The sequence below is a fragment of the Riemerella columbina genome (assembly GCF_030517065.1).
Lineage (GTDB): Bacteria > Bacteroidota > Bacteroidia > Flavobacteriales > Weeksellaceae > Riemerella > Riemerella columbina_A.
Window position 1 is genome coordinate 314438 of sequence record NZ_CP103950.1, and the last position, 19861, is coordinate 334298.

At 39.4% G+C, this 19861-nt stretch carries 19 protein-coding genes; 9 read left to right on the forward strand and 10 right to left on the reverse strand.

Annotated elements, in window-relative coordinates; all coding sequences use genetic code 11:
* The first annotated feature begins 344 nt into the window (after window positions 1–344).
* The 3 genes from NYR17_RS01420 to NYR17_RS01430 are packed head-to-tail and all read left to right on the forward strand — an operon-like array spanning window position 345 to window position 3136.
* A complete protein-coding gene (locus NYR17_RS01420; protein ID WP_302505917.1) occupies window positions 345–557 on the forward strand; it encodes a peptidase in 213 nt (70 codons plus the stop codon).
* A gap of 25 nt (window positions 558–582) precedes the next feature.
* Complete coding sequence (locus tag NYR17_RS01425; protein ID WP_302505918.1) at window positions 583–1704, forward strand: GTPase; 1122 nt, start codon at window positions 583–585, stop codon at window positions 1702–1704.
* Entirely contained in the window at window positions 1682–3136 is a 1455-nt protein-coding gene (locus tag NYR17_RS01430; protein WP_302505919.1) for a GTPase domain-containing protein, read from the forward strand. Before NYR17_RS01425 ends, NYR17_RS01430 begins: the two co-directional genes overlap by 23 nt.
* A 105-nt stretch (window positions 3137–3241) precedes the next feature.
* Here the strand turns inward: NYR17_RS01430 and NYR17_RS01435 are convergent, their stop codons facing one another.
* The gene (locus NYR17_RS01435) at window positions 3242–3868 is read right to left on the reverse strand and encodes a uracil-DNA glycosylase (RefSeq protein WP_302505920.1); all 627 of its coding nucleotides are present in this window, start codon (window positions 3866–3868) and stop codon (window positions 3242–3244) included.
* Between the two features lie 110 nt (window positions 3869–3978).
* On the opposite strand from NYR17_RS01435, the gene NYR17_RS01440 reads away from it, so the two are divergent.
* From NYR17_RS01440 to NYR17_RS01460, 5 genes are all read left to right on the forward strand, one after another.
* Entirely contained in the window at window positions 3979–4467 is a 489-nt protein-coding gene (locus NYR17_RS01440; protein ID WP_302505921.1) for an RNA methyltransferase, read from the forward strand.
* Window positions 4468–4491: 24 nt separating this feature from the next.
* The gene (locus NYR17_RS01445; RefSeq protein ID WP_302505922.1) at window positions 4492–5211 is read left to right on the forward strand and encodes an RNA ligase family protein; all 720 of its coding nucleotides are present in this window, start codon (window positions 4492–4494) and stop codon (window positions 5209–5211) included.
* Entirely contained in the window at window positions 5208–5546 is a 339-nt protein-coding gene (locus NYR17_RS01450; protein WP_302505923.1) for a cyclic-phosphate processing receiver domain-containing protein, read from the forward strand. Before NYR17_RS01445 ends, NYR17_RS01450 begins: the two co-directional genes overlap by 4 nt.
* Window positions 5547–5721: 175 nt before the next feature.
* The gene (locus NYR17_RS01455; protein ID WP_302505924.1) at window positions 5722–6651 is read left to right on the forward strand and encodes a helix-turn-helix transcriptional regulator; all 930 of its coding nucleotides are present in this window, start codon (window positions 5722–5724) and stop codon (window positions 6649–6651) included.
* A 334-nt stretch (window positions 6652–6985) separates the two neighbouring features.
* Window positions 6986–8734, forward strand: coding sequence for an outer membrane beta-barrel protein (locus NYR17_RS01460; RefSeq protein ID WP_302505925.1), 1749 nt, complete (start codon window positions 6986–6988; stop codon window positions 8732–8734).
* 85 nt (window positions 8735–8819) lie between these two features.
* Here the strand turns inward: NYR17_RS01460 and serS are convergent, their stop codons facing one another.
* Genes serS through NYR17_RS01490 form a run of 6 tightly spaced genes read right to left on the reverse strand, consistent with a single transcriptional unit; the run spans window position 8820 to window position 14340 of the window.
* On the reverse strand, window positions 8820–10091 hold the full coding sequence (gene serS / locus NYR17_RS01465; RefSeq protein ID WP_302505926.1) for a serine--tRNA ligase: 1272 nt from the start codon (window positions 10089–10091) through the stop codon (window positions 8820–8822).
* A 40-nt stretch (window positions 10092–10131) separates the two neighbouring features.
* Complete coding sequence (locus tag NYR17_RS01470) at window positions 10132–10635, reverse strand: hypothetical protein (RefSeq protein WP_302505927.1); 504 nt, start codon at window positions 10633–10635, stop codon at window positions 10132–10134.
* Between the two features lie 14 nt (window positions 10636–10649).
* Complete coding sequence (locus NYR17_RS01475) at window positions 10650–11876, reverse strand: oligosaccharide flippase family protein (RefSeq protein WP_302505928.1); 1227 nt, start codon at window positions 11874–11876, stop codon at window positions 10650–10652.
* Complete coding sequence (locus NYR17_RS01480) at window positions 11873–13009, reverse strand: glycosyltransferase (protein WP_302505929.1); 1137 nt, start codon at window positions 13007–13009, stop codon at window positions 11873–11875. Before NYR17_RS01480 ends, NYR17_RS01475 begins: the two co-directional genes overlap by 4 nt.
* Window positions 13010–13027: 18 nt before the next feature.
* A complete protein-coding gene (locus NYR17_RS01485) occupies window positions 13028–13519 on the reverse strand; it encodes a hypothetical protein (RefSeq protein ID WP_302505930.1) in 492 nt (163 codons plus the stop codon).
* Window positions 13520–13560: 41 nt separating this feature from the next.
* On the reverse strand, window positions 13561–14340 hold the full coding sequence (locus NYR17_RS01490; RefSeq protein WP_302505931.1) for a (Fe-S)-binding protein: 780 nt from the start codon (window positions 14338–14340) through the stop codon (window positions 13561–13563).
* 113 nt (window positions 14341–14453) lie between these two features.
* Here NYR17_RS01490 and NYR17_RS01495 point away from each other — a divergent pair, with 113 nt between their 5' ends.
* Window positions 14454–15281 (forward strand): GLPGLI family protein, encoded by an 828-nt coding sequence (locus NYR17_RS01495; RefSeq protein WP_302505932.1) that lies wholly within the window; start codon window positions 14454–14456, stop codon window positions 15279–15281.
* A 45-nt stretch (window positions 15282–15326) separates the two neighbouring features.
* Here NYR17_RS01495 and NYR17_RS01500 read toward each other — a convergent pair whose 3' ends face one another.
* The 3 genes from NYR17_RS01500 to NYR17_RS01510 form a co-directional block, all read right to left on the reverse strand.
* Window positions 15327–16664, reverse strand: a complete 1338-nt coding sequence (locus NYR17_RS01500; RefSeq protein WP_302505933.1) for a (Fe-S)-binding protein — start codon at window positions 16662–16664, stop codon at window positions 15327–15329.
* Window positions 16665–16683: 19 nt separating this feature from the next.
* The gene (locus NYR17_RS01505) at window positions 16684–17622 is read right to left on the reverse strand and encodes an MlaD family protein (protein ID WP_302505934.1); all 939 of its coding nucleotides are present in this window, start codon (window positions 17620–17622) and stop codon (window positions 16684–16686) included.
* A gap of 105 nt (window positions 17623–17727) precedes the next feature.
* Window positions 17728–19851: a SurA N-terminal domain-containing protein gene (locus NYR17_RS01510; RefSeq protein ID WP_302505935.1), complete on the reverse strand. Its 2124-nt coding sequence runs from the start codon at window positions 19849–19851 to the stop codon at window positions 17728–17730.
* Window positions 19852–19861: the final 10 nt, after the last annotated feature.

Sequence of the window (19861 nt, forward strand, 5' to 3'; positions counted from 1 at the left end):
AAAAATACAGCCTGCGCTATGGGTTATTTGTGGTTTTTATATTATCTTTGTGAAAATTAAAATTTAATGAAGATATAAGACAATAAAAGTAACATATAGAGCATAAAATGCAGACCATTATTTCATTTGGTTAAATCTGGTAAATTCAACTAAGAGATGAAGAGTAATGGGCGAAAGCATGGTTGCTCCCTTTTCCAAGGGACGCAGGCTGTTTTTTCCTATTTTCATCTCAGGCTTTACCAGAGCCCAACCGAATAATATGGACAAAAGCAAGTGCTGTGTCCTTTTTTTTGTAGATGTTTGAGAATCAAAAACAAATATTAACAAATAAAAAAAATAAAACTATGTCCACACATTTATGGCGGGTTACCGCAAAGAGAAATATGAACCAAGTGGTTAAGGGAATGTCCGTAGAGGTGATCGTTAGAAACACCAGTAGAAAACCCAATCAAAAAGAGGTGATTGCCGCTTTTGATGCCAAATATGGCGCTGGCATCGCGTATAATGGTATGCCCGTGAGCTCCACAATATATTTTGAAATGGTTGAAGTGAAATGAGAATAAAATTAAAAAAAAATAAACTATGAACATTAATACCAATGAAAAAGAATTAAGCAAACAATTTCAAAGAGAATTTGAAGAGCTTAAAAAAAACATTAAAAGCCCTAATGTTTTAGTTTTAGGGCAAACAGGTGTAGGAAAAAGTAGCCTTATTAACACCATTTTTGGAAAAGATCTGGCAGCTATATCGCATACAAAACCAAAAACCAGAGGTTTTTACAGATACTCTTCAGATAAAGAACCAGTTAATATTATTGATAGTGAGGGCTATGAATTAGAAAAAACTTCTAATTTTGAAACGGCCTTAAACAAGTATATTGATGAAAATTTTTCTAATATAGAAGATCAAATTCATATTGCGTGGTATTGCATCAGCCTTGCCAACGGAAGAATTCTCCCGTTTGATATTGAGAATATTAAATTTTTAATAGAAAACAAAAAAATACCTACCGCTGTTGTGTTTACACAATGTGATAATGATGACGAAGAAGGGAGTGATGCCAAAGCCCTAAAACAAGTTGTAAAACAACATTTTCCAAATCTTAGATGCTTTGAGGTAAGCAATGATCCAGAATTAAACAAGAAATTAGAATTAGACCAGTTAATAGAATGGTCTGAAGATAATATAAGCGATGAAAATGTAAAATTAGGCTTTATCGTTGCTCAAAAAGCCAACCTAAAACTTAAAAGAAAAAAAGCCGATAATGCAATTAAATTAGCGGCAGCTGCTGCCATAGCCGTAGCCGCTTCTCCGATACCAATCTCTGATGCTCCTTTGCTTTTAGGAGTGCAAACCACTATGGCAATGCGGATTTTTAGTATCTATGGGCTTAATTATGGAATTTCTGATGTGGTGAAAAATGTAATAGGAAACCAAGTGGTCTCTATGATAGGGAAAACTTTAGCGGGGAATTTACTCAAATTGATTCCATTAGTAGGAAGTATTGCAGGAGCTTTGATAAATGCGACGGTAGCAAGTACCATTACTTATTCTATAGGGTATGCCTTGATTAAAATTTCTGAGAAAATTGTCAATGAACAATTAGAAGGTACTTTCAATGAAAGCGCAGTTAAAGAGCTATTGACCAACGGAACTTTTGAATCATTAATAAAATCATATAATGACAGCAAGAAAAAATCTTAATATCGTAGTTGCAGGAAAATCGGGAGTTGGGAAAAGCTCCCTCCTTAACTATCTGGTGGGTAAAAAAGTTTTTGAAACAGGGATAGGAATGCCTGTTACCCAAGAATATTTTGATATTCACACTTATAGAGATCCTAAAACCAAAATACGCTATCACCTCTATGATACCAAAGGTATAGAACCCGATACCACCGAAGAGTTTGAAAAAGCCTTTGAAGAAAAAATAAAAGAAACTCAAGAGTTTGATGATTTTTTTGAGCACTTGCATACGCTGTATTACTGTATTGCAGCGAGTAGCAAACGCTTAGAGACTTTTGAGATAGATTTTATAAATAAGATGAAGAAAATCATCAATGTGGTGATTATTCTAACCAAAAGTGATCTGGTGGGAGATAAAGAATTAGAAGAGTTTTGCCATGTCCTTAATACCGAGTTAAAAGCCTCTGTTGATGACAAAAATGCAGATATAAAAATTATAAAAGTTTGCAATGAAGAGAAAAAAACGCGTAAAGGATCTTCTAAGCCATTTGGACGAGAAGAGGTGTTGAATTATAGCTTTGTAGGTCTTTGGGAAACTTTTTGCAATATCTATCCAGAAAAAGATATGTATGCAATAATATTGAACCTCCCTAAAATTCCGATAAAATTAGAAAGGAGGGAAATAGCAGATTATTGTATTTCAAATTATAGAAAATATTATGAGAAAAAATGGGATTTTTTAAGTAGTGAATATCATGAAGAAAAATCGGTTGACTATTACCAGTTGTTTGATCTTCCTCATTTACCAGATTTAGGAGTAGAAAAATTAAAACAAAACGAAAGAAATAGTCTACAGGCCATATTAAATGGGCATATTGAATTATTAACCTCAGAACAGTATAATGAAAGAATAAAAGATAATGCGGAGCAATATTTTGCAAAGCTTATTACAACAGCACAAAGTTTAATAGACTTTTATGCCAATATTATGGGGGAATCTTTTAAACACCAATTGGTAATTAAAGAGACCAAAAAAGGGATAAATCAAATAATCGAATTTCTAACGCAGGAATTCCCCTCTACACATGTGGAATATCTAACTAAAGTAAGTGATTCTCTTGAGAAAGTTAAAGAGGAAGGAGATGGCTTTTTTGGACTTTCAGGATCTGATAAAGATAAGATAAGAGATTGGTATAAAGATGCGGTTCGATCATCAGATGAAGCTTTCGTAAAATTAATAAAATTAATTGAAAAGTATGAGAATACCTGCATAACAGAACTCAAACAATTTGGAACTCTTTTATTGCAGGTTAATTTAGATGAGGCTTTTCATGAACCTAAAACGGGGCTCAATCTTTCTGCAGAAGAGAAATACGCTAAGAAAGTCAGGAATGCTTTAGAAGACAACTATATAATAGAGGAGGTTTTTAGGGCAAAAGAGAATAACTTATGAGCTTCCAGAAGCGCAAGCCGCAGAGATAGAGCAACAAGTAAAAAAAGCAATGAACCTCTAAAAAAACGCCACCGCTGCAAGCAGCGGTGGCGGAGGTTCTTGTCCCTACACCCGCCCCATATACAGCCGGAGTTCTTGGTATGCTGCTTGGGCATTTTTCGTGAGGCTACTCGGGTGTGGCACCACAAAAAGAGCATAATCACGGTCGTAAGACAGGGTGTGGATCCCGTTGTTATTATGGTAGGCATCTTTAGGAAAATGGTTCCAGAGGCGGTGTCCCCAGAAGATGATGAGGTTGGGGGAGAGCTGTTTTAAAACCGTTTTAAAAGCCGCTTCGCTTTGGGTAAAATCGGCGGCGGTAGGAGCTTGGCGAGGACCTCCCATAGGCGTTTGCACAAAGTTATAAAAAGCCAAAGTCTCCCACAGCGCGCCCAGATCTGCGTTAGACAGCTTTTCACCTTTCAGTAAGTTAGAAAATTTAGTAAAAGTGCGCATCCATGCGGCGCCAGCACCTTGCCCTCGTTTGTAGGCTAAAAACTCGTGCACCACTTTTTGAGTAACGCCAGCCAAGGCAGCGAGGTTACCGCTATTAAAAGTCTGCCAATCCTCAGTGCCAAAATAATGGCTCTCGCCCAAGACTAAAATTTTAAACGCTTGTTGATGAAATTGCGAGCCCACATAAGGCTCAAAAGTAACAGGGAAATCCATATCGTATCCAATTATAATTTCCACAAAAATAAGACTTGCTTCGGACAAAAGGTGTCGTTGTAAAAATTTTTTAACGGACATAGTTTGTCGCTATACCACCCTAATTTTGTCCCAGAATTTAAAAAACAAAAATTATGTTAGATTATCCTAATGCTTACCCTTACCCTAAAACAAAAGGTTTCTGGGGAATTGGAATTGAGAATGTACGCTCCACAAAAAACATCGGTACCATATGGCGTTCCGCCTACATTATGGGCGCCAACTTCATCTTCGTTATCGGCGAAAGTTACAAGCGGATGCGTACGGACACCATTGCGGCGTATCGGCAGTTGCCCCTTTTCCATTACGATACTTTGGAGGAATTCTACCGCGCTATGCCGATGGAGAGCCAGCTGATTGGCGTAGAATTAGACGAACGAAGCGTTCCAATTGTAGATTTTAAACATCCTAAGCGCGCGCTTTACCTTATGGGCTCCGAGTTTTACGGCTTATCCGATGAGGCTAAAGGTTACTGCGATCATATTGTTCAGCTCCCAGGGACGCTCTCGCTCAATGTTTCCGTGGCGGCCTCTTTGGTGATGTATGACAGGCTGATGAAAGCCTTGCCAGAGTATCAAAAATAAATGTTTCATTCAAAAAAATCTCAGATGAAACCCCTAAATATCAAAAATTACGATGCTATTGGGCACTTCCCCAACTCTAAGTTAGGCGAGGGCGACCACCACATTAGCGCAGGGCACATTCGGATTTTTACCCAGCAGAAAAGAGACCACTGGGACACCATTTGGGTTCACGAAAAGTACGACGGCTCTAATGTGGGCATCATCAAACATCAAAACCAAATTTTGGCACTCACACGCTCGGGGTTGTTGGCAAAAAATAGCCGCTTTCTACAGCACAGGCTCTTTGCCCATTGGGTTGCACAGCGCGAGCGTCTCTTCGCCGAAATTTTAGCCGAAGGCGAGCGTTTGGTGGGCGAGTGGATGGCGCAGGCACACGGCATACGCTATAAAATCAGCACGGAGCCTATCGTTTTTTTTGATTATTTTAGCCCTGAAAATGAGCGCTATCTACAGCAAGATTTCCTCGCCAAAGTGAAGCCCCACGGTCTCAACACCCCACGGAAACTCCACGAAGGCGATGCCATTCCGCCAGAAGATTTAATCCCCATTCTGAACCAAAAAACACCAGAAATAGAGAGCGTAGAAATGCCCGAAGGGATGGTGTACAGGGTGGAGCGGTGCGGCAAAGTGGATACTCTCGCCAAGTGGGTACGCTCGGATTTTAAGAATGGACAATACATTAAAAATGTAGCGGAAGCCGATTTCGTTTGGAATGTGCCTCCCGCTACGCTGACTGAACGATGAAAAAGAAATTATTTTTAGACGATATCCGTACGGTGGAGATGGTGTATCCGCCTACCGAGGTGGCAAATTTCCATATAGTGCGCTCCTACAAGGCGTTTGTGGCATATATCCAAAACAATGGATTGCCAGATTTCATCAGTTTTGATAATGATTTGGGCACCGATGAGGCAGGCAATATAGCGCCAGATGGTTTGGCGGCGGCTAAGTGGCTCGTGTACGAATCAGGCTGTGATTTAAGCCAACTTCAGTTTTTTGTTCACTCTGCCAATCCCGTGGCGGCGGAACAGATTAGAGGTTTGCTGAACAATTATATCGCATTTTTAAATCAAAAATAAAGCGGATATTTCGGTAGATTAAAAATGAAGAATCCGATTGAGTCAGTGCCGCTATGGTGCAGTGAGATGAGGTTTGGACAAGATAATTCTACCAATGATGCAAAAGAAAATGCGAGGGTGCATAGTCCAAATCAAATGATATTAAATAAAAAAATAAACCAATAATTATAAAAAAATGGCAGTTTTAGAACATATTTTAAGAATTCAATATATAGGAGAATTTTTGCGAGAGCGTGGAGATAGAGGCGCTTCGTTTGAGGAAATCCAAGACCATTTAGATGAAAAATTTACCCAGCGAGATATGCTGTTGAGTTATGATAAAAGGACTTTTCAACGAGATAAAATCCTGATTCAGGAGGCTTTAGGGTTAGAAATTAGCTACAGCCGAAAGCGAAAAGTCCACTTTATCAGCCGTGAAGAGTTAGACCTCCATCAGGAAAAAGCCCTTGAAAGCGCCATCTTGCTGGATGCCTACCGCAGCTCCAAGAAAAATGCGGAGGTGATGTTTTTTGAAAATAGAACCTCGCTGGCTTTAAACGAAAATTTGACGGGCATTCTCCACGCCATTATCAACAAACGGCTCCTCAGCTTTCAGCACCAGAGTTTGTGGGATAGTGAGGCGAAAGCCAGCCGAAAAACCGTGCAACCCTATGCGCTCAAGGAGTTTCGACACCGTTGGTATCTTTTAGCCAAGCCTTTCAAAGCGGGTGGTGAGCCTTCGGAAATGAGAGCCTACGGCTTAGATCGGATTAGAGATCTGGAATTTTCAAACTCCAAATTTACCCCAGAAAAAATAGACTTCGCCCACCTTTACGAATATTCTTTTGGCATTGTGGCACCGAATGGAGCGCAGCCAGAAGATATCGTGCTGGCTTTTGATCGACAACAGGGCAGTTATGTCAAAAAATTACCGCTCCACGCCACGCAGAAAGTAGTCACCGAAACGCCAACGGAAACCATCATCACCCTGAAGTTGGTGCCCACTTATGATTTTGAGCGTGAACTCCTCTCTATGGGCAGTCGCGTGAAAATCCTCGCCCCAGAATCCCTAAAAACCAGAATGAGAAAGGAAATAGAAAAAATGCTGGAAAACTATTCGGCGTGAAAAAGTATAGAAAATATTTTTTAGTTAATTTTTTATTTTGTAAACTTGTAACAGTATAAAGGGTTTTAAAATAGCAATAAAAAGCGGTTTTTTATTATCTTTTAACTTTTATATCATGCAAATTTAAATAAATTAACTTATGGTGGGGTTCAATAGATTACTGGCTTTCTTATTGTGTTTTGCGCTTGTGGGGCGTGGGTATGCTCAGATAAAAGATTCGGCAAGGGTGAAAAATATAGATAGTATTTTTATAAAACAAAATACCAAAAGCGCTTATAAATCTACTTTTACGATTAAAAAAGATAAATTTATAAAAAATACTAAAATATTAGAGGTGATATCCAGTATTCCTCATATTTCTGTAGGAAATAATAATGTGGTCCACTATAAAGGCAACGCTATCCAGACCATACTCATTAACGATATCAAAGCTTCTATGGAAGAGTTTAAATCCATTCCGATAGAAGAAATAGCCAGTGTAGAGCTGTTGCATGCTTACATCAATACCTCTAATGGAGAAACGGAATTGGCACTCAATGTAAAGACGAAGTTCAAACCAGGGGTTAAGGGCTATTTAGATTTTTCACCAGGTGTTTTGCAAGAATTTTTTTATGGTGGCACCAGTGTTTCGGTTAAAAGTAGGAATACCATCGTGAGGTTGATGCACTCTAATCTATGGAATTCTAACGAAGGGGAAACGGTGCAAAGGTACCTAAATCAAGCGGTGGATTATAAAATGAAAAGAAACCTATATCAGCCATTTGGTATGTTGTCGGTTAATCATCATTTGTCTGATAATCAGTCGTTAAATTTAAAATTTCTATACTCTGGGATTAATGAACAGGGGGAAGCACTAGACAATAATCATCCGTTGAAAAAAGAGATGAACCTGAACTACTACGGCGTTAATTTTTTATATGACTGGTCTTTTGGGAAATATGTATTTAAACTTAATTCTGACTACATATTGAATAATCAAGATTATGAAAATAAGAGCCCTTTGGAGCGCTATACTTCTCACCAGAATTTTAAAGAATTTGCAATTAGCCCTTTCCTTTCTCGTAAATTAGAAAAAGGAACCGTGGATTTGGGTATAATTTATACAGATAGACACTTTGATGTTCAAAATTTGATGAATGGGCAATCACAACCTCATTCTTTTAATCAATCATTATTCAATATAGTGCTAAAAGCCAATTATGATATTACTAAAAAACTCTCGGCTACAGCCAATATAAGATATCAAGCTTATCAAGATGCTTATACTAAAAACGAAACATTTTTGCCATATATTAAAATATTACAAGGAATAGGTGATAAAACAGAAATAGGATTGGCGTACCATAAGAAAATCTACCGCCCTAATATTTATACTCTATCTGGCGGGGTTTATAAAGAAACCAATGGGATCACCACGCTCACCAATCCTTTATTGAGTTTTCAGACTTCTCACTATTACGAAACTTCTTTTTCTCATCAGTGGAATAAAGTTAATATCTCATTATCAGGTTCTTATGAGAAAATTAAAAATCATCTTTCTATCTTAGGAAGGGTAGAGCAAGGCGCGGTGATCAACCAGATGGTTAATGCGGATAGGGAAGAATTTGGACCTTTAATTTCATTATCTATTCCATTATTAAAAACATTAGATTTGAATACCTACTATGGGTATCAATATAGCAATAGAGAATATCAAAATCAAGTTTATTCGGGGGATTATTATAGATTAGGGGTGTCTTTGAGGGGTAAACTGAAGAATTATAATTTTTATGTCAATACAGATTATAGAAATAAAATTTATGATGTGAATTATTATAGAGCGCTAAAACCAGATATTTCTTTTTCTATATCAAGAAACTTTTTTAAAAACTTAATATATGCCTCTTTAGCGGTTCGGAATATTTTAGATAACGATGCTACGCAAGAGTTTACATTTGAAGATCAATCAAGTATGAAGTTAAAAAATACCACTTATATGAATTCAAGGTTGATATTGTTGACTTTATCATATAATTTTGGCAAGAACTTTAATTCTCAAACAAAAAATATCAACAAGATAAATAATGACTTGTTACCCAACTAAGTATAGATAAAACTATTCGGCGTGAAACAACATCGGGCGGGGTAAACCCCCGCCCGATGTTGTTATAATATACAAAATCTGATGCTTATACAATTTCATCAAAACGCGTATAAGTCCGCAATTTTTCAGGAATACGGATGCCGTTTTCCGTTTGGTTATTCTCTAATAGTGCAGCCATAATTCGTGGTAGAGCCATAGCAGAGCCGTTGAGGGTGTGTACCAATTGTGGCTTTTGGTCGCCAGCTTTGTAGCGGCACTTCAAACGGTTGGCTTGGAAATTTTCAAAATTAGAAACCGAAGATACTTCTAACCATTTTTGTTGCGCTGCGCTCCATACCTCAAAATCGTAGGTAAGGGCAGAAGTGAAGCCCATATCGCCACCGCAGAGCCTTAATATTCTAAATGGCAACTCTAAATCTTCCAAAATAGACTGTACATGAGCCACCATTTCCTCCAAAGCATCATAAGAATGCTCAGGCTTTTCTAATCTTACAATTTCCACTTTCTCAAACTGATGCAATCGGTTGAGTCCTCTCACATGGGCGCCATAGCTCCCTGCCTCCCTGCGGAAACACTGCGAAAAAGCCGTATTTTTAATCGGCAATTCCTTTTCATCTAAAATGGTATCTCGGTAGATGTTGGTCACGGGCACTTCCGCCGTTGGGATCAGATAAAGTTGATCTTCGTTAATGTAATACATCTGTCCTTCTTTGTCTGGCAGTTGCCCTGTGCCGTATCCAGAAGCCTCGTTGACCACCTGTGGCGGGTTGATTTCTAAATAGCCAGCGTCGGTATTTCGGTCTAAAAAAAACTGAACCAATGCCCGCTGTAGCCTCGCACCTTTGCCTAAATAAACAGGAAAGCCAGCGCCAGCAATTTTAACGCCCAACTCAAAATCGATTAAGCGGTATTTTTTGGCTAACTCCCAGTGGGGCAGAGCGTTGCTGTCCATTTCAAACTCGTTTTGAGATTGATAAACCACCTCGTTGTCTTCCGCGGAAACGCCTGATTTTACGGAATGATGAGGAATGTTGGGGATTTGATAAAGAATTTGTAAAAGCTGTTCCTCTTTCTCTTTTAGCGCTTGTTGTAGCTCTTGAGATTTCTGTTTATAAATGCTGGTTTCAGCTTTTGCAGCCTCGGCTTCTTCTTTTTTACCTTCTTTCATCAGCCCTCCAATGGCTTTAGAAATTTTATTCATCTGAGCCAAATTTTCATCTAACTCAAACTGTATTTTTTTTCGCTCATCATCAGTATTGATGGCGTCTTCTATCAAGTGTAGCGCTTTAAAGTTCCTTTTTTCAAGGCCTTGTAGCACGCGGTTTTTTTCATCTTTTAAAAATTGAACTTGTAGCATATCTTTAGGTTAAAAATTAAATTTCTGACAAAATTAAGAATTATTTTAGGATTTCCACAGTATTGGGCGCATCATTTTGCTTGGAAAAAATAAGCGCTTGGTTCAGCCATATATTTTTGATTTGAAATAAAGTAGGCGTCCATAAATAATTGATTTGCAGGGTGTCTACTGTGGTAATATGGGTAGAATCATTGATTTTCTGTTGATAAGTTAGGGCAATGTCGGATTGATAATATTTAAGCTCTGGATTGATGGAATCCATAATATTTCTTGTTGCTCCTGAGATATATTGTATAAAATACAACGAATCTGCATCAACCAAAGTCCGGAATCCTGATAAATTGGTATTGGAATAACGGCCACCCAAATCCGAGAGGCTAACGCTGGAAATCGACTGTGGATGCTTGGGGTTGAGCAAATCTCGGTGCAAAGAATCCTTGATGTAAATATTTAAAATTTGGTCGATCTGTTGCGGCTCGGCATCATTTTTTCGGCAAGAAATCAAGCCTAAACCAAGTACGATAAATAAAAAAATCATTTTCATAGAGCAAAGATAGGTTAAAGTTTTTGAATTTCTACGCGGTAGGCCATTGCGGTCAGCAAGCCCGAAAGTGCAATATTAAATAAAGTGAAATACGCGACGCCCTCAATACCGTATTGAGGGATGATGAAGTATAACCCTAAGAAAGTCAGGGTGTTAATGAATATTGCGATTTTTAAATTCCAATGGGATTGACCTAATGCCGCCAAAAGATAGCCAAAAGGCATCCTCAGCATTAAGCCTAAAATAGTGGAAATCAGTAAGATTCTAAAAATAGGCACCACGCGATAATCTTCTCCAAATAAGGATAAAATCAGTTGAGATTGCCAAAAACCAATGCCAAGAATCAGCACCGAGAACAAGGCGATCACCTGCCAATAATTTTTTAAATATTGCTGAAAATGCTGCTTGTTTTTTGAGGATTTGCAAAGTTTAGCGTAATCGGTTTGTAAAAAAATATGTCCAATAAATAACAAATTGAAGGGCAGAATAGAAGCTACCCTATAATTGGCAACATCGGCGGAAGTGAGGTACCAGCCAATCATCAAGAGGTCTATCATAAAAATCCAACCCGAAACTTGGGAAGTTAGAGCGGTGGTCCACGAAAATTGCCATAAATCTCGGCGTTCTTGTTTTGTCTTGTTGGGGAGCGCCCATTGGCATTGGTATCGGTCTAAAAATAAAATGAAAAACGGCGCAATACACAGGGCTAAAACGAAGCCATAAACGCCCCAAAAATAAGTGAAAATAATGCTCAACAGGAGAGAAAGCGTAGCAAAAATAATATCGTACCACGCAAAGGTTTTATTGTCTAATAAGGCTCTGCGGCGGGCTTTGGAGAACTCTAAAAAATAAAATCCTAAAAACCGACTACTGAGCAATAGAATGAGCCAAAACACCTCAATATGATTCCAATAAAACACCAAGGCGAGTGCCAACATCAGAATATTCACGAGTCCCTGCCGAACTAAGCCTATGGAAAACAGGTAGTTAAAAAGCATTTTTCTACTGGTATAGGGTTCCAAGGCTCCAAATCTTAACACGGCTTGATAGTTACCCATTCCCACCAATGCTAAGAAAAAACCAAGAAAATTGAGCGCCAACATTACCGTGCCATAATCGCTTTTAGAAAGCATACGGATGGCCCATAAGTTCATCAAGAAGAAGAACGCTTTAGAAAGTCCTTGTGCCAAAAACACCCACAAGCCATTATTCTGAACAAAGTAGCTGAGGAACTTTTTCATCGGTGGAGTAGGGTTTGATAAAGTTGATGAAATTGCTGCGCTATCGCCTGTTGCGAGTATCTTGCTTCAGCATTTTGATGTTTATTTTTCTTGTCACTGAGTGAATTTGGCGTTGGCAAGAGGTCTTGCATAGCTTGGCGGAGGGCATCTTCATCTCGTGGTGGAACGAGGACTCCCCAATCTGGATGATTGATAATTTCCGAAACGCCGCCCACATCAGTCGCAATGATTTTTAGCCCACAAGACAACGCCTCAATAAGCACGCACGGCAGATTTTCGTAATCGCTGAAGAGGATAAAGGCATCGGCGTTTTTCATACGCTCGGCAACCTCGGTGTGGCTTAGAGTACCAAAAGTTTTAATGTAATGTTGAGCGTCCCATTCTTCAATGCGTTGCTGGATGGGCGCTAAATCACCATCGCCACCGATGTGAAGCTCAAAATTAGGATAATCTTGGTGAAGTTTATGGGCAGCGTTGATGATGCCCGCCGTATTTTTTAGAGGAATTAAATTGGAAATATGCAAAAAGATGAAGGGCTGCGCATTATTTCTTTCAGAAGGGCAGAATAGTTGCGTATCCACCACATTGGGCACCACTTGCATCTTTTTTGGGGGTAATAATTTTTCCAAATCCCTTTTGAGCCGATGGCTTACAGGGCTGATGAGTGCGGCGTGCTGGGCTATGATTTGGGCGGTCCAGCGCTGGAATAGGCTCAACTGCACTTGGTTTTCTTTTAAAAATCCTGACCAATGTTCGGTCAAGAGCATCGGCACCCGCCAGCGTTTTTTAAGATAGACCGCAAAGAGCATCGGCTTTTGCATAATGTGGGCGTGGATGAGGTCTGGGCGGCTGATGTGCTTTAGGCCTTTAAGGTAAGCCCGAAAGCGCCGCAACGGATTGAGCCACGCATATTTTGATTTTTGGTAATACACCAGCACGGTGCGTACGCCGTTCGTGGTCTCTTCTTGAATGGTATAAGTTGTCGCTTGCTGAGCCCTGCCCACGGCATAGAGCACTTCCACTTGGTGGAGGCATGCCACCGCTTCGGCGTGGCGTTGTACAAAATTACCATTCGTAGGTTCTTCCTGAGAGGGGAACCACGAGGATAGAAACAAAATTTTACGGCGCTCCATAGTGGGGTTTATGATGTTTTAACCCACATAAAGCCCTGCCCAACTTCTTTTAAGAGGCAACAGAAAATCCGAAAGATAAGCCACATAAGTAGATTTTGAGAAATCAAAAACTTCAATATCTTCGGAGAGGGTACCGTTTTTTAAGGCTTGGCGGAAGTCTTGGAGTTTCATGGTTTTAACCTCGCTATTTTCTATAAAGCAAGCTTTCATTCGGTCAAACAATCCGAGTTGGTAGTTGGCATCAATTTTACGCATTACCCCATTCAGCGCATCTATGGAACAGCCCGAAGCGGTTTCTTTTTCCTCATCTACGGTGATGATGATAAACTGGTTTTTATCAATTTTAAACGATGAAGATAGCGGCTTGCCGTGTGCTGCCCAAGTGGAAAGAAAATCAAATAATTGCTCGGTAATGGCTTTGCTTTCCTTAGCCGTAAACGGTCGTGAGGCTGGGTAAATCAGCACTCTATAATCGTTGGTTTCTACAACTTCTGAAGATTCTATTTTCATAGGATAGTTTTTTAAGGCTTGTCTTGATAGAAAATTTAAGGCTACAAATCATCGGCTTCGGCTAAAAGCTCTACGATGTCTTTTACCGCTACTTCGGTGTTTTTGTTGAAGTGTTTTACGCCATCGGTCATCATAGTGTTGCAGAATGGGCAGCCTGTAGCGATGATTTCTGGGTGCGTAGATAGTGCCTCTTCGGTTCTTTCAATGTTGATGTCTTTTTTACCTTTTTCGGGTTCTTTAAACATCTGGGCGCCGCCAGCACCGCAGCAAAGCCCGTTTTGTTTGCAGCGTTTCATTTCTACCAGTTCGGCATCCAGCTTTTCAAGGATTTGGCGTGGTGCTTCGTATTCATCATTGGCTCTGCCGAGGTAGCACGGGTCGTGGAAGGTGATTTTTTTGCCTTCAAACTTGCCGCCTTCTACTTTGAGCCTTCCTGTTTCTAACAGATGTTTTAAAAACTGAGTATGATGGAGAACTTCATACTTGCCGCCCAATTCTGGATATTCATTTTTGAGGGTATTAAAACAATGGGGACAAGCCGTTACAATTTTTTTGACTTCGTAAGCGTTGAGGATTTCAATATTGGTGAGTGCCATCATTTGGAAGACAAACTCGTTGCCAGCGCGCTTGGCAGGGTCGCCAGTGCAGCTTTCTTCTTGCCCTAATACTGCAAATTCTACCCCAATTTGGTTGAGGATTTTACAAAAAGCACGAGTGATTTTCTTGGCTCTATCATCAAAGCTTCCAGCACAGCCTACCCAGAATAAAACTTCTGGTGCTTTACCTTCGGCGGCATACTCTGCCATTGTTTTTATTTCCATACTATTTGCATTATTCGTAAGCACAAATATATAAAACTTTTTTGAATAAAATTATTCTAAAATGGAACCTGATTTTTTATTATATTTGAGACATCAATTTTTTAAAATTCAATATGAAATATATTTTTTTAATACTCACTTTAATGGGTTTAAATTTTTTTAATGCCCAGATGATCCCCATTGATAGTTTAAAGATACAGTGTGAATATTCACTAAGCTATCAAATTGATTCTACGGATACTTATAGTAGAAAGAATGAAATGTTTTTACTATTCATCGGTAAAGATCAATCTCTTTACATAAGTAAGAATAAATATAAGAGAGATTCTATAAAAAATTCATTTATTGAACAATCTAATAATATGGGAATGTTGGATTTAGCAAAATTTCCTAAAACAGCATTTTCTTATAAAATTCTAAAAGATTTTTCTAATCGTGATATTATATTTTATGATGATATTTCAGCTAAACTTTCTGTAAATTATACTGAACGCCCTAATCTGATATGGAAGATTTCTGATGAAAAAGATCAAATTTCTGATATAAATTGCGGTGTAGCCTATACAAGTTTTGCGGGAAGAAAATACAAAGCTTGGTATGCCATAGACATTCCTTTGTCAGAAGGACCTTACAAATTTAATGGATTACCTGGGCTTATCATTAAAATTGTAGATACAAAAGGGTACTATAATTTTGAAATTGTAAGTATTAAAGATAGGTCTATGTATAATGAAACGATTGATTTAGACACTAAGCAAATCAATAGTAAAAATGTAACAAAGAAAGAATACTTAAACGCTAAGAGAAATTATCTAAATAATTTAGGAGAAGAACTTAGAAATTCTGGTATTTTTATTGGCTCAGATGCTATAAAGAAAGTTCAAGAGAGAGCGAAAAGGAAAAACAACCCCATAGAATTGATAGATACTGATAGATTGTAGTCAAATAATAAGATGCTCTTCTTTCACGATAAGAAGGGCTTTTTATTAGTTTTCGTTAGCCCAATTGAGGCGGTCGGCTTGGTTGTATTGCCACGGCGCGCCGTTGTTTTCTACATTGGTCATCATCAGGTTGAGTTCTTGAGGGGCGGATGATTGCTCCATTACCAAAAATCTTCTCATCTCAAAAATGATGGATAACGGGTCTATCAGCACAGGACAAGCCTCCACGCAGGCGTTACAAGTGGTACACGCCCAAAGTTCCTCGCGGGAGATGTAATCATCTAAGAGTTTCTTGCCATCATCTACAAATTTTCCATTTTTGTTGATATTTCTGCCCACTTCTTCCAAACGGTCTCTGGTCGCCATCATAATGCGGCGTGGGGATAATTTTTTCCCTGTAATATTGGCTGGGCAGTTGGCTGTACAGCGCCCACATTCTGTGCAAGTATAGGCATTGAGCAACTGCACTTGGTTTAAATCAAACACATCTTCTGCCCCGAATTTGGCTGGCGGCTCTGCATTTTCGGCAGGTGCAGCGTAAGGGTCAGCATTGGGATCCATCATCAGCTTGATTTCTTGGGTCACAGAAGCGAGGTTGTTGAACTCGCCTTTGGGTTTTAAATTGGCGAACCAAGTATTTGGAAAGGCTAATAAAATATGCAAATGTTTGGAGTAATAGAGGTAATTCATAAAGAATAAAACACCCAAAATATGCAGCCACCAAGCGCCTCTTTCTAAGAAGACTAAAAAGCCAGTATCAAAGCTGAAAACATTAACGATAGGGGCAAAAAGAGCCTCGCTAATAGGGAAATAGCCATGGAGATGATAGCCCTCGGCGCCACGACTTTGGAGGATGAAATCCGAAGTGTTCATCGTGAAGAATGCCATCATCAAGACAAATTCTATCACCAAAATCCAGTTGGCATCTTCTTTTGGCCAGCCGAACATTTCCTTCATATCAAACCGCTTAATGTGCATCGCATTTCTCCGAATAAAAAATGCCACCACGGCGATGCTCACCAAAAGCGCCATCACTTCCAAAGTGGCGGTAAAGCTTTTGTATAGGGTGTCTCCTAAAACGCTGGCTAAAAATCGGTGGGAGCCAAACAGTCCATCTACGATGATTTCTATCATCTCTAAATTGATGATAATGAAGCCCACATAAACCAAAATATGCAGAAAGCCAGCAATGGGGCGTTTGGTCATTTTGCTTTGCCCGAGGGCTACATTGGCCATTAGTGCCCAGCGCTGTTTAGGGTGGTCTGTTCTATCAATAGGTCGCCCTAATTTAATATTTCTATAAATCTCTCTAAGGCTTTTTGCGAATAATCCAAAGCCAACGATTAAAAATGCGAGAAAAATAAAATGAACAAGGTACTGCATAGCTTTCCGAGGTTTTTAGTTATTTCCCAAACACTGAGATGTTGAGGTATTTTTTAGGATTATTTTTGATGTCTTCAATCAAGCTATTAAGATTGGCAGAGGTCTGGTTGAGGTTCTGATACAGTTGCTCATCTTTTGTGAGTTTCCCTAACGAGCCTTCGCCTTTCTCTATGCCAGAAATAATTTGATTTAGTTTATCCGAGGTAGTGCTGAGTTTAGAAATGGTGGCATTCAGCTGGTTCACATCAATCTGTTCCGCTACATTGCCGTATTTGTCCAACGCAGTTTTAGCACTTATGGTTGCCAAGTTGGCATTATCCAACATTTGTTGAATTTTAGGATCGTTATTGGCTAAAAGTCGGTTGGTTTGTAGAGAGGTTTCTCTAAACGAGCTCACGGTTTGATTAAGGTTGTTGAGGAGCGCCGCAATCTCTTTTCGGTTCTGCTCATCTACGATTTTATTGGTGCTGATGAGGGTAGAATCTAAACGGCTAAGCACGGTGGAGAGCTGGTCTTTTACAGGCTTAACTTCCGAAGAAAGGCTGCTGAATAGAGAAGTCTCTAATGTCCCCGAAAGGGTATCGCCGTTGGTTGCCATAGGTCCATCATACACCAAGTTGAGTTTGGCTTCTTTACCAGACATTAGCCCCGGTTCAAAAATTTCAACGGTGGTTTTCTTAGAGAACTGAAATTCATCATCTACCGAAATTTTAACTAAAAAAGAAATGTGCCCTTGGGCGTTTTTTATCGGGTTGATTTCCTCCACTTGTCCTACCTTTAAACCATTGATAGACACAGGACTGGAGGCGGCTAAACCTTGTACATTATCATATTTTACATAATAAATATCATCTGTAGAAAATATGTTTTTCCCCTTCATAAACTGGTAGAGGAAGATAAATCCAACGATAGCCAATAGGGCAATGAGCCCCGCTTTTAATTCTTTTGAAAACTTCATTTTAAATTCTTAATGATAACGACAAAGATAGTGTTTTTAATTTTTAACATCAAAAAAGCGACCATAAAGCCGCTTTTATTTTGAATTTATACTGATTCTAAATTACTAATCCTGAGAAGCGGTTTTGTTATACACTTCTATTCTATAGTCTTTAATATCAGCGTTGTTTTGTAGGCTACGCATCAAGCTTTGGGTAAAGATTTGAGCGTTTTGTTGCTGCATCATTTGCAGCACTTGGTTGATGTCACCAGGTTGCTTGTTTTCGGTGATTTTTTTCTTAACCACCACATAAACGCCTGTGTTGCCTTCTATCGGTTGAGAAACTTTGTTGGCGACTACACCAAATGCCGCTCCAGCCACCTTAGGCTCCATTGCCATATTGAGGTTGGGTGATAGCATATTGATTTGCGCTGATACTTTAGTGGTGCCGAACTGTTTCGCAATGGCATCTAACGATGCTGAAGGCTGGATTTTTTTAGCTATTTCCTTCGCGATAAGTTGATTTTTCACCAAAGGTTCTATCTGTTCTCTCACGGATTCTGGGTCGGCTAAACCAGCGTCTTGCTTACCGTTAAGGTACGCCACGATATAATCGCCGTTGCTGGTGGTAAAGATGTTGGTGTCGCCTTTTTCTGTTTTTTTGTTGAACGCCCACGCTAATACATCTTCATCTTTATCCGTGCCTAAACCTTGGATTTGCCCTTGGAAACGCTGTACGGTTTTAGGGTTCGCAAATTGGAATTGGCCTTTCTTCGCGATGTTCGCAAAATCGTTAAAGGATTTCCCTTGAATTTGCTGAATGAAAGTGTTGGCTTGCGTATACACTTTATTTTGGGTTTCCTTAGAAGCGCGGATATCCTTCGCTAAATTGGCAATTTTATAAACAGGCATTTTGTTTTCATTCACGATGATGTGGTAACCGAAAGGCGTTTCTACCACGCCTACATCGCCCTTAGGATGGCTGTCTACCCAATCTGCAAAAGGCTTTACGAAACCGCTTTGCCCTGGAAGTACCCAACCGAGAACCCCGCCTTGGCGCGCCGAGTTGGCATCAGAAGAAAGGTTCACAAACTGGTTGAATTTAGAGGCATCAGCTCTGACTTGTGTGGCAATGCTATCGGCTAATTTTTTAGCTTCTTCCTTTGTTCTTTTAATGGTAGGGTCTTGCTTAGCCACATCTGTTCCCGCGAAAGAAATTAAAATATGCTTAGGCAGCGTGGCTTCAGACTTGCCCTCTAACTTGGTGACATAGTATTTGTTGTCAGATTTATAAGGTCCAAAAACTTGACCGATGGAGGCAGATTTGATGAAAGCTTGCGCTTCTTGTGGCAATTCTTGTTCAGAAACCATACCGTATTTTATCGGTGCTTCGGAGTTGATTTCCACATACATAGAGTCGTTTGGTGTGTTGAGGAAGTTCTCTGCATTTTCTTTGTAGAGTTTGTTGAGTTCCTTCAATGCTAAACTATCATCATTGGCACTTGGCTGCGCAGGGAAGAGCACCACGCCTAAATTTCTGGTGGCTTCGGTTTTGAACGCAATAGGGTGTTTTTTGATGAAATCCGCTAAATCTTGCGTAGTGACCTTTACAGGGTGCTTTTTATCGTATTCGTTATAGTCAATTTTTACGAAATCAATATCCGCCACTTGGTCTCTATTTTTGATGAGTTCTGTGGCTTCTTTTTTATTCACGGTAAGCCCATTGCTGATGTTGCCGAACAACTGGCGCGCCATCATTCTGTACTCAATGGTCTTTTTAAGGTTAAGCCATTGGTTGTACTCTTGTGCTTTGCCGCTTTCTCTTAAACTTTCAATTTGCTTTTTGACTTCCTCCGCTTTAAAGTTGCCCTTGGCATCAAACGCTTCTGGATTTTGAGCGAACATAGGGTCGTACTGCAACTGGTTCCAGAAAAATTCATCATTCATCTCTAAGCCCATTTTTTCAAACTGTTGTTTGATGAGTTTAGACTGCACCAGAGTCTGCCACGCTTGCTCTTCTAAGCCTGTAGTAGGCTGCCCTTGGCTCTCCGCTTGGTTGCGCATAATTAAAAGTTGCTCGTTAAATTCATCACGGGTAATATCTTCACCGTTCACCTTGCCTAAAATGTTAGGGTCTTTGCCAAATACTTTATCTAAACTATCTGGATTAACTAAAAATGCTAATAGCGCAATGGCTATAAACCCTATTAAAATCCAAGGTCTTTTTCTAATTTCTCCTAAAACTGCCATTTATTAAATC

Excerpts from the sequence above, each read along its gene's own strand:
- NYR17_RS01420 (WP_302505917.1), top strand. The coding sequence starts at position 345 with ATGTCCACACATTTATGGCGGGTTACCGCAAAGAGAAATATGAACCAA.
- NYR17_RS01425 (WP_302505918.1), top strand. The coding sequence starts at position 583 with ATGAACATTAATACCAATGAAAAAGAATTAAGCAAACAATTTCAAAGA.
- NYR17_RS01430 (WP_302505919.1), top strand. The coding sequence starts at position 1,682 with ATGACAGCAAGAAAAAATCTTAATATCGTAGTTGCAGGAAAATCGGGA.
- NYR17_RS01440 (WP_302505921.1), top strand. The coding sequence starts at position 3,979 with ATGTTAGATTATCCTAATGCTTACCCTTACCCTAAAACAAAAGGTTTC.
- NYR17_RS01445 (WP_302505922.1), top strand. The coding sequence starts at position 4,492 with ATGAAACCCCTAAATATCAAAAATTACGATGCTATTGGGCACTTCCCC.
- NYR17_RS01450 (WP_302505923.1), top strand. The coding sequence starts at position 5,208 with ATGAAAAAGAAATTATTTTTAGACGATATCCGTACGGTGGAGATGGTG.
- NYR17_RS01455 (WP_302505924.1), top strand. The coding sequence starts at position 5,722 with ATGGCAGTTTTAGAACATATTTTAAGAATTCAATATATAGGAGAATTT.
- serS (WP_302505926.1), bottom strand. The coding sequence starts at position 10,091 with ATGCTACAAGTTCAATTTTTAAAAGATGAAAAAAACCGCGTGCTACAA.
- NYR17_RS01470 (WP_302505927.1), bottom strand. The coding sequence starts at position 10,635 with ATGAAAATGATTTTTTTATTTATCGTACTTGGTTTAGGCTTGATTTCT.
- NYR17_RS01475 (WP_302505928.1), bottom strand. The coding sequence starts at position 11,876 with ATGAAAAAGTTCCTCAGCTACTTTGTTCAGAATAATGGCTTGTGGGTG.
- NYR17_RS01480 (WP_302505929.1), bottom strand. The coding sequence starts at position 13,009 with ATGGAGCGCCGTAAAATTTTGTTTCTATCCTCGTGGTTCCCCTCTCAG.
- NYR17_RS01485 (WP_302505930.1), bottom strand. The coding sequence starts at position 13,519 with ATGAAAATAGAATCTTCAGAAGTTGTAGAAACCAACGATTATAGAGTG.
- NYR17_RS01490 (WP_302505931.1), bottom strand. The coding sequence starts at position 14,340 with ATGGAAATAAAAACAATGGCAGAGTATGCCGCCGAAGGTAAAGCACCA.
- NYR17_RS01495 (WP_302505932.1), top strand. The coding sequence starts at position 14,454 with ATGAAATATATTTTTTTAATACTCACTTTAATGGGTTTAAATTTTTTT.
- NYR17_RS01500 (WP_302505933.1), bottom strand. The coding sequence starts at position 16,664 with ATGCAGTACCTTGTTCATTTTATTTTTCTCGCATTTTTAATCGTTGGC.
- NYR17_RS01505 (WP_302505934.1), bottom strand. The coding sequence starts at position 17,622 with ATGAAGTTTTCAAAAGAATTAAAAGCGGGGCTCATTGCCCTATTGGCT.
- NYR17_RS01510 (WP_302505935.1), bottom strand. The coding sequence starts at position 19,851 with ATGGCAGTTTTAGGAGAAATTAGAAAAAGACCTTGGATTTTAATAGGG.